At 65.6% G+C, this 12683-nt stretch carries 11 protein-coding genes and 2 pseudogenes; 9 read left to right on the plus strand and 4 right to left on the minus strand.

Translation table 11 applies throughout. From position 1 onward, the window contains the following. The 4 genes and pseudogenes from MBELCI_RS16375 to MBELCI_RS22775 all read right to left on the minus strand — a co-directional run. A partial coding sequence (locus MBELCI_RS16375) for a hypothetical protein (RefSeq protein ID WP_045320371.1) occupies positions 1-740 on the minus strand: 740 nt, incomplete at its 3' end. Between the two features lie 42 nt (positions 741-782). Next, positions 783-1055 (minus strand): annotated as a pseudogene (locus MBELCI_RS22770) (DUF6538 domain-containing protein); the annotation flags it as partial. 257 nt (positions 1056-1312) lie between these two features. After that, a complete protein-coding gene (locus MBELCI_RS16380) occupies positions 1313-2305 on the minus strand; it encodes a substrate-binding domain-containing protein (RefSeq protein WP_021695355.1) in 993 nt (330 codons plus the stop codon). Between the two features lie 27 nt (positions 2306-2332). Next, a pseudogene (locus MBELCI_RS22775) lies at positions 2333-3684 on the minus strand (ROK family protein). A gap of 354 nt (positions 3685-4038) precedes the next feature. Here MBELCI_RS22775 and MBELCI_RS16390 point away from each other — a divergent pair. The 9 genes from MBELCI_RS16390 to MBELCI_RS16430 form a co-directional block, all read left to right on the plus strand. Beyond that, a complete protein-coding gene (locus MBELCI_RS16390; protein ID WP_021695358.1) occupies positions 4039-4863 on the plus strand; it encodes a sugar phosphate isomerase/epimerase family protein in 825 nt (274 codons plus the stop codon). 59 nt (positions 4864-4922) lie between these two features. Further along, positions 4923-6044 (plus strand): substrate-binding domain-containing protein, encoded by a 1122-nt coding sequence (locus tag MBELCI_RS16395; protein ID WP_021695359.1) that lies wholly within the window; start codon positions 4923-4925, stop codon positions 6042-6044. Between the two features lie 96 nt (positions 6045-6140). Further along, on the plus strand, positions 6141-7310 hold the full coding sequence (locus MBELCI_RS16400; RefSeq protein WP_021695360.1) for a levoglucosan dehydrogenase: 1170 nt from the start codon (positions 6141-6143) through the stop codon (positions 7308-7310). Next, positions 7289-8890: a sugar ABC transporter ATP-binding protein gene (locus MBELCI_RS16405; RefSeq protein ID WP_045320372.1), complete on the plus strand. Its 1602-nt coding sequence runs from the start codon at positions 7289-7291 to the stop codon at positions 8888-8890. The genes MBELCI_RS16400 and MBELCI_RS16405 overlap by 22 nt, the downstream gene beginning before the upstream one ends. A 75-nt stretch (positions 8891-8965) precedes the next feature. Continuing rightward, positions 8966-9844, plus strand: a complete 879-nt coding sequence (locus MBELCI_RS16410; protein WP_021695362.1) for an ABC transporter permease — start codon at positions 8966-8968, stop codon at positions 9842-9844. A gap of 3 nt (positions 9845-9847) precedes the next feature. Then, positions 9848-10156 carry a putative quinol monooxygenase gene (locus MBELCI_RS16415; protein ID WP_045320373.1) on the plus strand — a complete coding sequence of 103 codons (309 nt, stop codon included), beginning with the start codon at positions 9848-9850 and terminating at the stop codon, positions 10154-10156. Between the two features lie 25 nt (positions 10157-10181). After that, positions 10182-11246, plus strand: coding sequence for a sugar phosphate isomerase/epimerase family protein (locus MBELCI_RS16420; RefSeq protein ID WP_021695364.1), 1065 nt, complete (start codon positions 10182-10184; stop codon positions 11244-11246). Continuing rightward, the gene (locus tag MBELCI_RS16425) at positions 11243-12358 is read left to right on the plus strand and encodes a Gfo/Idh/MocA family protein (protein ID WP_021695365.1); all 1116 of its coding nucleotides are present in this window, start codon (positions 11243-11245) and stop codon (positions 12356-12358) included. The genes MBELCI_RS16420 and MBELCI_RS16425 overlap by 4 nt, the downstream gene beginning before the upstream one ends. Beyond that, positions 12339-12683: TRAP transporter large permease subunit (locus MBELCI_RS16430; RefSeq protein ID WP_268744203.1), on the plus strand; the 345-nt coding region annotated here is incomplete at its 3' end. The genes MBELCI_RS16425 and MBELCI_RS16430, both read left to right, overlap by 20 nt.

Below are 12683 nucleotides of genomic sequence, written 5' to 3' on the forward strand. Positions count from 1 at the left end.
TCTCGGTGACAGCCAACAGTTGTGTCAGCTACGATCCCGGCGATGATGGCCTTGTCGCTCTCGTCGGCCTCTTTCTTGAGCTGCCGCGGGTCGCAACTCTTGCCGATGCTTTCGAAGCGGTTTTTCCCATGAAGCTGCCCCCAGTTCTTGGGCATGTTCCAGACGAACTGCAAGAAGTTGACGCATTGGTCGTGGGACAACATGGATACCGGCACGTCGCCGAAGAACGACAGTGCCAGAGTTCCGACGGCCCGGATTTTGGTCTCGACGTCGGATGGGGCTTCCTCGGAAGCCTTTTCGATCGCCTGTGTTAATGTCATTGGCGGCAGGAGAGATTTCCGTTCGGGTGCTAAGCCGACCGTTTCGAGCAGATGCCCGCCCAGCGCCAAGGGATCGTCACAGCTGTCTTCGACCTGAAGAGCGACATCCAGCAGAGAGCGTGTTTTGATCAAGATTTCATGCGCAATGGATGGAAGCGCCAAGGTGTCATCGTCCAGCCCGACAAGCGAGGCGGCAGAAGCGCCCAGCTCCGCCGCCACTGACCAGTCGCGCATTCGAAGGGCGTTATCTACGGTCTGCCGCTTCTGCTCGCAGCCAGCAATGTAGCCACGGCTCTCGTCCGCGTCGAAAGGGGCCTCGAGCCGCGCCAACATCGTCGCGACGCTGGCCCGAACCATCTCCCGGATCATGACCTTGGCCCGCCATTCACTCACGGGCGCCCATGTCAGTTTAGCCGTCACTTTCCGCTCTCCTGCTTCGATCAGGGTGAGCAGGTCTGCCGACCGTTTCACCGCCTCGGCGAGGATTTCGGTTCGAAGCGAGACGGAGAGGAACTCGGGTGCCCCGACGTCACGAAGGGACTGAGGCCAGCGGCGCCGGAAGTAGAAGACGAGATTTCTACGGACGAGATGAAGACCCCATCTTCGGCCCGGGTTCCGAGGTCGCGTGTTGCGGCCATGTGAACCAGTTTGTGAACCACGACCGCGTGGAGACGGGAGGCTGGCCGCTTGATCAACGGCTATCCCATTGGAAAGTATGTAATTTTTAGGATTCATGGCTGGGGTGGTAGGAGCCCCAGTGAATTTCTCACGATGCCCAAGGCACTGAATATTCTTTAGAAATTCGAGCGAGCGCTGCGTGTATGACGTCCCTGTAGGGTAGCCGTGAATCACTGAGCGTCAAGCGAACCCAGCAGATAAAGCAATGACCCTTCTAACATGCGGGCAGGTTTCCATGGCAATGCCGCCACCTCCTGAAGGGGAGGGCCGCCACGATGCAGCGCACTGAAGGGGCCGCATGGCGGCTTTGTGTGTCACAGGGCAGAGAGGATCTCCTGCGGCGCTTGCGTGCGCCAAACGGTCTGGTAGCTATCAGCCACGTTGGCCTTCGTAACGGCAAGTCCGGGCAGGGCGATCCAACTCGGAACTGCGCGCCCTAAAAGAGAAAGTATCGTCGCTTCCGCGACGGCGACGCCCTGTCGGAACGGCTGCTGCGCGGCGATGCCTACAATGTGATTGTCTTGTGCCAGACATATCGCTGCATCGCGGCCAAGATCGACGGTGGTGACCGGCATGTCGTGCCCGATCGTATTCAGTGCGGCCACGGCTTCCATTGCCGGCGTATCCCAAACCACGAAGAGCCCTGCAAGGTCGGGGCTTTCCTCGATCATCGACAAAGTGGTTTCGCGAACTGCCCCCAGTGACGGGAAGCGGATCGTCCGTAGCTTCAGATCGGGGCGATTGGCCACTATCCAGCGCCCGAAGGCGATCTCGCGCTCGTTCGTGGCGTAGAAGTCGACGCCGTAGGTCATCAGCCCTACCTCGCCGCCCTGCGCGATCCTGTCGGAGAGCAGCTTGGCGCCGATCAGCCCCAGACCGAAATTGTCGGCCGAGACAAGCGAGGTGTAATCCGCGCCCGGCAACATGCCCGTGGGCACGTTGTCGTGCAGGATGAGCCGTGTTCCGGCGCGGGACACCTGCCGATGCGCCTCGGCCACCGCGGCGTTCGCCACCGGGATCGAGATGATCGCGTCGAGCCCCTCGTGGCTCAGCCGTTCGAGCGCGGCGATCTGGGTCGCGGCCCGAAAGCCGCAATCGACGACCTCGCCCATGATGACGCCGCAGTCGCCCAAGGTCCCGGCAATCCCGGCGAGCTGCTGGCGGGACCAGTCGCTCTCGCCGGTATGAAGCACGACGGCCACCCGGAACCGCCTGTCGCGAGAGGCGGTGACGTCGTCGAGTGTCAGGCTCAGCCGGCTCGGCGGCGCGGCGCGTTCGCCGTGGGGGCCCAGTCCGCTTATCGACATAATCTTTGGTCTTCCCTGTTCAGGTCATTATGCACCGGGCGGCGCGGCGGCGGCGGGGGGCGAAGCGGGCGCGCCGATCGCCGTCTTGCCCATCCGGTCGAGCGCAGCCGAAAGCCGAGGCATCGCCGTCGGGGCGCCGTGTGTGACCCATTCGCGAAGGAAGCTCGGGTCGAACAGCGCCTCGCTCACGACCTTGGCGGCGCCGACGAGCCCGGCAGAGCTGCCCATCCGCGAGGCACTTATCCGCAGGTCGCGCGTCACGAGGGGGTGCGATTCGCCGTAGACCGCCTCGCGCACCGCCGCGAGGAGAATGTCGTTGGTCTGCGCGATCGAGCCGCTCAGCACGATCAGCGACGGGTTGAGCATGTTGGCGAGCGTGGCAACCAATTGGCCGATCAGGTGACCGCTGCGCGACATGATCTCCATGCTGACCGGATCACCGACCTGCGCGGCTTGGCCGACCTCGATCGCGGTGATTTCGCCGCCCCGGTTCAGGATGTCGGCCAGCGCGGGGCTGGTGCCGGCCTGCGCGGCGGCAAGGCCGTCGCGGGCGATCATGTCGCTCCCGGCCAGCACGTCGAGCGAGGCGGTCCGGCCGCCCGCCGCCCGTGGCAGATGGCCGATCAATCCTGCCGCCCCTTGCGCGCCGCGATAGAGCTTGCCGTCGAAGACGAAGCTCGCGCCGATCCGCTTGCCGACCTTGATGAAGAGCATCTCGTTGATGCCGGTGCCGCGCCGGCATGCAGCTCGCCCATGGCCATCGTCTCGACGCTACTGCGCATCCAGACCGGCACGCCGAAGCGTCGAGCGAGCTGCTCGACCAGCGGAAAGCCCTCCCATGCGGGCAGGAATGTCGGCGTCGCCTGCAGGAAATCGTCGCCGGGCGACAACTGCACCGGGCCTGGCACCGAAATGCCAAGTCCCCAGAGCGGTGCCGAGTGTTCGTCCTTTGCAAGCAGCCATTCGAACAGCGTGCCGAGCCGTTCCGCCGTCGCAGAGGGTGCGGCGCTGAGGTCCATTGCCTCATGGTGTTCTGTGATCAGCCGGCCCGAAATATCGGCGATGCCGACGCCGAGCGCCGTCTGGTCGAGCGTGGCCACCAGGATCCGCGCCCGGTTCGCATTGAACTGCACCAGCCGAGGCGCGCGGCCGCCGCTGGCCTCGGCCAGCGCGCTTTCGTCGACCAGCTTGATCTCACTGAGCGTAGCGAGCCGGTCGGCGACGATGGCACGGCCTAGCTCGCTCTCGCGCTCCAGCTCCTGACGCGTGTGCGCGGCGCCGGTGCGCACGAGGTTGAGGATCGTGCCCAAGCTCTGCGCCGCACCGTCGGCGTTGCGTGGCCGCCCTTTGCCGCGCTTTGGCCGGCTCGTCTCGACCATGCCGCTGTCAGGCACCGGCTACCGCACGGTGTCTGCCGGTGCGCCCCTCGGCGCTCCGCGATCCACCAAAGGGCGAATCACTGTGTGAGTCGGTGCTTTTTCTGGGCATCTCGCATCCAGTTCTGCCGATGGCGCAGAAATACACGACGCCTTTAGGCGTAGCAATATTCTTCTTATGCGTAAAATATGCAAAAGTACGACGTGTTGTGCTTATAAAATGTTGACTTGGGTATTTTGCTCGCTTATTTGTCGGCTAACGCAAGGGAAGAGGGCGGGGGCGAGACCCCCGCACCGGGCTGGAGGGCTCGGCATTGACCTGCGTCTGGGACGGCCCGGCGGCCGAGGGAGATGAAAATGACGAGATGGAAGCTTGCCTATCAGGCGAATTGCTGGGGCCCGCTCGGCGGTAACGCGGTTGGCGTGACCTCGGTATCCGAACTGACCTACCGCACCTTTGCGGACATGGACCGCGCTTTCGCGGATATCGCGGCGGCTGGCTATGAGGGGGTCGAGGTCTTCGATGGCAACCTTCTCGACCATTCCGGGGAGGCGTTCCGCACACTGCTCGAAAAGCACGGGCTGTCGCTGGTGGCGGCCTATTCGGGCGGGAATTTCATCTTCAATGACATTCTCGACGAAGAGCTCGACCGCATTCGCCGCGTCGCCGACCGCACGGCCGAGATCGGCGCGCCGCATCTCGTCATCGGCGGCGGAGCCAAGCGGGCAGGGGGGGCGCGCGACGGCGATCACGCGAAGCTCGGCGCGGCGCTCGAGCGCATCGTGGGCATCGCTCGCGAGCGTGGTCTCAAGGCGCATTACCACCCGCACCTGACGACGATCGTCGAAGGCCCCGAGCAGGTGCGCCGGATCTTCGGCGAAACCTCGATCGATTTTTGTCCCGACACCGCGCATCTCGCCGCCGCCGGCGGCGATCCCGCACAGATGATCCGCGAGCATCGCGAGCGGATCTCTTACGTCCATCTCAAGGGCTGGCAGCAAGAGCCCTTCGCCTTCACGCCGCTGGACCGCGGCGATCTCGACAGCGGCCCGATCATCGAGGCGCTGCTCGAGACCGGCTACGACGGCTGGGTGACGGTCGAGCTGGACGCATGGGACGACCCCCGCGCCGGGGCGCAGGCAAGTCGGCAATATCTGGAGGACCGGCTGGAAACGGCCTGACCCGCAGGACGACACGCGCGGACGAGAGGGTTCGCGCACAAAGGGAGGGAGACCCGAATATGACCATCATCAACAACCTCGGCCGCGTCGCCGCCGCGGCTTTCGTGGCCGCCGGCGTGCTGGCCGCACCGGTGCTTGCCGATCCCGACGCGGCGCTTGCGGCGCTGCAATCCGAGGTGCTGTCCAAAGGCCCAAACGGCGAGACGGCGACCCCGGCCACGGAGCTGTCGCTCTCGGACGAAGAGCTCACACGGATCAGGGAGATGAACGCCACCGCCGCGATCGTGATGCATTATGGCGGCAATGACTGGTCGCGCGCGCAGGTCGACGGGCTGCGCAACCGGTTCGAAGAGATGGGGATCGAGGTGATCGCCGTCACGGATGCCGGCTTCAAGCCCGAGAAGCAGGTCGCGGATATCGAGACCGTTCTGGCGCAGCAGCCCGATATCATCGTCTCGGTGCCGACCGATCCCGCCGCGACGGCCTCGGCCTACAAGGCGGCCGCAGATGCAGGTGTGACGCTGGTCTTCATGGAGAACACCCCCCCGGGGCTTGAGGCCGGCACGGACTACGTTTCGGTCGTCTCGGCAGACAACTACGGCAACGGCGTCGCCTCGGCGCATCTGCTGGCCAAGGCGCTCGAGGGTGAGGGCAAGGTCGGGCTGGTCTACCACGCGGCCGACTTCTTCGTCACGCGGCAGCGTTACGACGCCTTCAAGGCGACGGTTGCGGAAGACTATCCAGGTATCGAAATCGTGGCCGAGCAGGGCATCGGCGGGCCGGATTTCACCGGCGACGCCGACAAGGTCGCCTCGGCGATGCTGACCTCGAACCCCGATCTCGATGCGATTTGGGCGGTCTGGGATGTGCCGGCCGAGGGCGTGATCTCGGCAGCGCGGGTCGCGGGGCGCGACGATCTGGTCATCACCACCATCGATCTGGGCGAGAACGTCGCGATTAACATGGCGCAGGGCGGCTTCGTCAAAGGCCTCGGAGCACAGCGGCCGTTCGACCAAGGCGTCGCCGAGGCGACGCTCGCGGGTTACGGCCTTCTGGACAAGGAGGCGCCCGCCTTCGTCGCACTGCCGGCGCTGCCGGTCACGCGCGAGACGCTGCTCGATGCCTGGCAGACGGTCTACCGTGCCGACGCCACGGCCAACATCCAGAACAGCATGAACTGATCGAGCGCGACGGGCAGGCCACGCGCCCGCCCGTCGCCGCGGTGACGGCTCCGCGTGGGCCGGTCCCGCCTTCCCATATCTTCCGGAGTTAGACACATGACCAAGACGCTCAATGTGGCGATGATCGGTGGCGGTTTTATGGGCAAGGCCCATGCCATGGCCTACGCATCAATGCCGATGTTCTTCTGGCCCGCCCCGGCGATCCCGCACCGCAAGGTCGTCGTCGACGTCACCGACGAGTTGGCCGAGGACGCTCGCCAGCGCTTCGGCTTTGACGAGGCCTCATCCGACTGGCGCGCGGTTGTGAACCGCGACGATATCGACGTGGTCGACATCTGCACCCCCAACAACGTCCATGCCGAGATCGCCATCGCGGCGGCCAAGGCAGGCAAGCACATCATTTGTGAGAAGCCTCTGGCGCGCGGCGGCGAGGAAGCGCGGGAGATGCTCGACGCGGTCGAGAAGGCCGGCGTGATCCACATGGTCGCCTTCAACTACCGCCGCACCCCCGCTGTGGCGCTGGCGCGGAAATACATCGAAGAGGGCCGGATCGGAAAGATTCTCAACTTCCGCGGCACTTACCTGCAGGACTGGTCGGCCGATCCCGACGGGCCGCTCTCTTGGCGCTTCCAGAAAAAGATCGCCGGGTCCGGCGCCATCGGCGATATCGGCACCCATGTCGTCGATCTGGCGCATTACCTCGTCGGGCCGATCTCGGCTGTCACCGCGATGACGCCCACCTACGTGACGACACGGCCGGTGCAGGCCGGAGGGCAGGACAAGCTCGGCGCCAGCGAGAAGAACGCCAATGCGGAGCGTGCTACGGTCGACGTCGACGACGAGGTCGTGTCGCTGCTGAAGTTTGAAAACGGAGCCATTGGCTCGCTCGAGGCCACGCGCAACGGCTACGGCCGCAACAACTTCATCACTTTCGAGATCCACGGCACCGAAGGCTCGATCTTGTTCAACTATGAGCGCCGCGACGAGCTGCGCGTCATGTTCAACAGCGATCCGGCCGACGCGCGCGGCTTCCGCACCGTCTACAGCGGGCCGGCGCATCCCTACGGCGAGGGGCTCTGGCCGATCCCGGCGCTGGGCATCGGTTACTCGGAGACCAAGATCGTCGAGTGCTATGATCTGTTCAAGGCGATCGCCACGGGGGTGCAGCCCTCGCCCAACTTCGCGGATGGCTACCTGACCGAGCTGGTCGCCGATGCGCTGATCGAGTCCGGGGAGACGCAGCAATGGGTAAAGGTGAAGACGTGACCGCCGCGCCGCAGGCGGTGGTGATGCGCGGCATTGCCAAGCAGTTCGGCGGTGTGCGGGCGCTGGCCGGGGTCGACTTCGAGGTCGAGGCCGGCGAGGTCCACGCGCTTCTGGGCGGCAACGGCGCGGGCAAGTCGACGATCTTGAAAGTGCTCAACGGCGTGCATGCGCCGGATGCCGGCACGATCGAGATCTGCGGCCAGCGGATCACCCACCCCTCGCCGGAGGCGGCGCGGCAGGCGGGGGTGGCGATGATCTTTCAGGAGATGAGTCTTGTCCCGTCGCTGAGCGTCGCGCAGAACGTTTTTCTCACGCGCGAGACTAAGACCGGCCTCGGGCTGATCGACGACCGCACCGCCGAAAAGAAGGCGCGCGCGCTGTTCGAGATGCTCGAGGTCGACGTGAACCCCCGGGCGCTCGTCGCCGATCTCGGTGCCGGGCAGCGCCAGCTCACCGAGATCGTCAAGGCGATCAGCCAGGAAGCGCGGGTGCTGGTGCTCGACGAGCCATCGACGGCGCTGTCGGTGTCGGACGTGGAGCGGCTCTTCACCTTCTTGCGCAAGCTCAAGGATCGCGGTGTGGCGATCATCTACGTCTCGCACCGCATGGATGAGATCGCCCGCATCGCCGACCGCGCCACGATCCTGCGCGATGGGCGACACGTGATCACCGCGCCGCTGTCGGAGCTACCGATCGACACGATGATCGAGCACATCGTCGGCAAGCGGTCGCGCGGCCTGTCGGATGTCGCGCGCGAGCAGGTCGAGATCGGTGAGCCGCTCTTGGAGCTGGTCAGCGTTTCGGGCCGTCACAAGCCGTGTGATGTCAGCCTGACCGTGCATCGCGGGGAAGTCGTAGGGCTAGCCGGGCTGCTCGGCTCGGGCCGCTCCTCGCTCGCCCGGGTCATCGCGGGGATCGAGCCCAGCACGGCGGGCGAGATCAAGGTCGCAGGCACGCCGATCGAGATCCGCAGCCCGCGCGATGCCATCGGCGCGCGCATCGCGCTGGTGCCCGAGGCGCGCGCGACCCAAGGTATCATCGCCACCCATTCGGTGGCCGCCAACCTGTCAATGGCGGTGCTCGACCGGGTGTCGTCCAGCGGCGTCGTTAGTCGCCGCGCCGTCGAGGAGGTGGCCGATCACCAGATCGAACGGCTCGCGATCAAGACCGCCTCGCGCGATCACGCGGTTGGCACGCTCTCGGGCGGCAACCAGCAGAAGGTGGTGATCGGCAAGTGGCTCGCCGCCGATCCCGACATCCTCGTGCTCGACGAACCCACGGCGGGCATCGACATTGGGTCGAAGTCCGAGATCATCCGGCTCGTCCGCGAGCTGGCTCGGGCCGGCAAGGCCATCGTGATGATCTCCTCCGAACTTAGCGAGCTGCTGACCGCCTGCGACCGCATCCTGGTGATGTCCGAAGGCCGTGCGGTCAGCAGCTTCGCGCGCCACGACCTCGACGATCCGGATCTTCCGGCCGACGATACGATGCACCAGCTCCAGTCGGCCGAGCAGAAACTCCAATTTCACATTCAGGAGGCCCTGAAGCATCAGGGAGTGCGCCATGTCCACCAGCGATAGCATTCACGTTTCCGGGGTCGCCGCCCGCTTCGGCCTGACCAACTGGCGTCAATACATCATCTATATCGGCTTTGCGTGATCTTCGCGATCTTCGCGCTGACGCTGAACGACAAGGGGTTCCTCAACCCCAACAACCTGCTCAACATCGTGCGGCAGACGGCGATGATCGCGGTCATGGCGATCGCCATGACCTTCGTGCTCTCGTCGGGGGAAATCGATCTCTCGGTGGGCGCGGTGGCGGGGCTCGCCTCGGTCACGGCGGCGATGGCGATCGCCGCGGGCGGCATCTTCTTCGGCGTCGCCGCCGGTCTGGCCACAGGCATCGCGGTCGGCGTCTTCAACGGGCTCCTGACCACCCGGATCGGCATTCCGTCGTTCCTGACCACGCTCGCAATGATGGGCATCGCCAAAGGCGTCGCGATGTGGATCAGCGGCACCGCCGCCGTGCCGATCATCAACCCCGGCTACTCGTGGCTGTTCGGCGGCGGCTCCATCGGCATCGTGCCGGTGCTGCTCTTGTGGATGCTCGGGCTCGGTGCGGTCGGCCATTTCGTTCTCAAGCGGACGACCTTCGGTCGGCGCGTGCTCGCTACCGGCGGCGGCGAGACCGCGGCGCGCTACTCGGGGATCGACACCAGCTCGGTGAAGTTCCGGGTTCTCGTGATCTCCTCGATGGCTGCGGCCCTTGCCGGAATGCTCTATGCGGGCCGGTTGCAGTCGGGGCGGTTCCAGCTCGGCGAAGGCGACGAGCTGTCGGTGATCGCTGCGGCGGTACTCGGCGGCACCAGCCTCTTCGGCGGCTACGGCACCGTCATCGGTACCATCGTAGGCGCGCTGATGATCGGCCTGATCAACAACGGCCTGATCCTGATGGGCCTCGAGTTCAGCCAGCAGCTGATCGCGCGTGGCGGCATCATCATTCTCGCCGTGGCGCTGAGTCAGAAAAGGAACTGAGCCATGAAACCAGGTTGCACAATCATCGGAACCGTCGTGGCGAAGCCCGACACCCGGGCCGAGCTGCAGGAGATCCTGCATGCGCAGGTCGAGCCCACGAGGGCCGAGGCGGGCTGCTTGAACTACGATTTCCACGTTGATGCCAAGGACCCTTGCGTCTTCGTGTTCTACGAGAACTGGACAACGCTTCAGGATCTCGACGCGCATCTGACCAAGCCGCATCTCAAGCCGCTCTTCGACCGGCAGGGCGAGTTGCTCGCCCGCCCGGTCGAGATCCGGCACCTCGAAATGCTGAGCGACAAGGCCGGCTGAGCCGCAGTAAAATGGGAGGATCGACATGGGCAGGATGAAGGGGCCAGGGCTGTTCCTGGCACAATTCGCAGGCAACGAGGCACCGTTCGACACGCTGGAGAACATCTCCAAATGGGCGGCGGGGCTGGGCTATCGCGGCGTGCAGATCCCTTGCACAGACGCGCGGCTGTTCGATCTCGGCTTGGCAGCCGAGAGCCAGACCTACTGCGACGAGCTGCGCGGCATTTGCGCCGACGCGGGGGTCGAGATCACCGAGCTGTCGACCCATCTCCTGGGGCAGCTGGTCGCGGTCCACCCGGCCTACGACCTCGCGTTCGACGCTTTCGCGCCGCAGGCCACGCATGGCAAGCCCGCGGCGCGGCAGGCCTGGGCAGTCGAGCAGCTGATGCTCGCCGCCCGCGCCGCGCGCAACCTCGGGCTCGACACGACGGTCGGCTTTACCGGGGCGCTGGCCTTTCCTTATCTCTACCCTTGGCCGCAGCGCCCGGCCGGGCTGATCGAGGAAGCCTTCGCGGAGCTGGCGCGGCGCTGGCGACCGATCCTCGACGCCCATGATGTGCAAGGCGTCGACATCGGCTTCGAGCTGCATCCCGGCGAGGACGTCTTCGACGGCGCCACCTTCGAGATGTTCCTCGACGCGCTGGATGGCCACGAGCGGGCGCGGATCAACTACGACCCCTCGCACTTCCTGTTGCAGCAGATGGATTATCTCGCCTTCATCGACCTTTATCACGAGCGCATCTGCGCGTTTCACGTGAAGGATGCCGAGTTCAATCCCGACGGGCGGCAGGGGGTCTACTCGGGCTATCAGCCGTGGCTGAGCCGCGCCGGCCGTTTCCGCAGCCTTGGCGACGGACAGGTGGATTTCGGCGCCGTTTTCTCGAAGCTGGCGCGGCATGGCTACGACAGCTGGGCCGTGCTCGAATGGGAATGCTGCCTGAAATCGCCCGAGCAGGGGGCGGCGCAGGGCGCGCCCTTCATCGCGCGCCACATCATCGACGTGACGGACAAAGCCTTCGACGATTTTGCGGGCGCGGCGACGGACGGCGCGCGCAACCGCGCGATGCTCGGGCTAGAGGGCGCGGCATGAACAGGATCAGGCTCGGCATGGTCGGGGGCGGCGAGGGATCGTTCATCGGCTATGTCCACCGCGTCGCGGCGCGGCTTGATGGCGAATACGAGCTGGTGGCAGGCGCACTTTCGTCACGTGCCGACGTCGCGCGACGCTCGGCGGCGGAACTCGGCATTGCGCCCGACCGCGCCTATGACAGCTTCGAGACGATGGCAAAGGTTGAGGCGGCCCGCGCTGACGGGATCGAGGCAGTGGCGATCGTGACGCCGAACCATATGCATTTCGGCCCGGCCAAAGCGTTTCTCGAGGCGGGCATCCATGTGATCTGCGACAAGCCGCTCACCTCCAGCCTTGAGGATGCCGAGGCGCTCGCCGGGATAAGGCCGCGCAACGGCGCCCGCTTCCTGCTGACCCACAACTACACCGGCTATCCGATGGTCCGCGTGGCCCGGGCGATGGTCGCCGAAGGGCGGCTCGGCAAGCTCCGCGTGGCGCAGACGGAATATGTGCAGGACTGGCTCACCGAGGCGGTCGACAACAAGCAGGCCGAGTGGCGTACGGATCCAGCCCGCGCGGGCGGCGGCGGCTGCATCGGCGACATCGGTACCCACGCCTACAACCTAGTACGCTACGTCTCCGGCCTGCGGCTTGAGGCGCTGAGCGCCGACCTTGCTGCCTTCGTGCCGGGCCGCAGGCTCGACGACAACGTCCATATGATGCTGCGCTTCGAAGGTGGGGCGCGCGGCATGCTCTGGGCCAGCCAAGTAGCGCCAGGCAACGAGAACGGCATCGCGCTGCGGCTCTATGGCGACAAGGGCGGGATCGAGTGGCGGCAGGCGGAGGCCGACACGCTGTGGTTCACCGCCTTCGGCCAGCCTGCGCAGCGGATCACCCGGGCGAGCGCTGCGGCCGACATACCGACCGCGGGGCACCGTATCCCGCCAGGCCATCCCGAGGGCTACCTCGAAGCCTTTGCCTCTTTGTACCGCGACTTCGCGGCAGTAATCCGGGGCGAGCCACGGGAGCAGCTTCCGGGGCTGGCCGACGGGCTCGAAGGTATGCGTTTCGTCACCGCCGCCATCGCCTCCAGTACGGCGAACGCGCGGTGGATTGGCCTCGAAGGGATCTGATGAAGCGACTGTCGACGCTCAAGCTGAGCGAGAGGGAAAGGACGCGCTGACGGCTGTCGATGTCCCGCCTCTGGCGGCCCACATGTTCGTGTTCTACTTTGCAACCATCTCAGTGATCACCCCTCCTGTCTGCGTTGCGGTGTTCGTGGGGGCGGGCATCGCGCAGACGAACTGGTTGCCAGCCGCGCGCGAGGCGGTGCGTCTGGGCGCGATGACCTATGTGGTGTCGTTCCTGATCCTGATCTACCCGGGCATGATCGGGCAGGGCGGGACGCTGGCGGTGGCCAACGCCCTGTTCACTGGGTTGGGGCGATGTTGCGCAAAT

The sequence above is a fragment of the Limimaricola cinnabarinus LL-001 genome, from assembly GCF_000466965.1.
Lineage (GTDB): Bacteria > Pseudomonadota > Alphaproteobacteria > Rhodobacterales > Rhodobacteraceae > Limimaricola > Limimaricola cinnabarinus.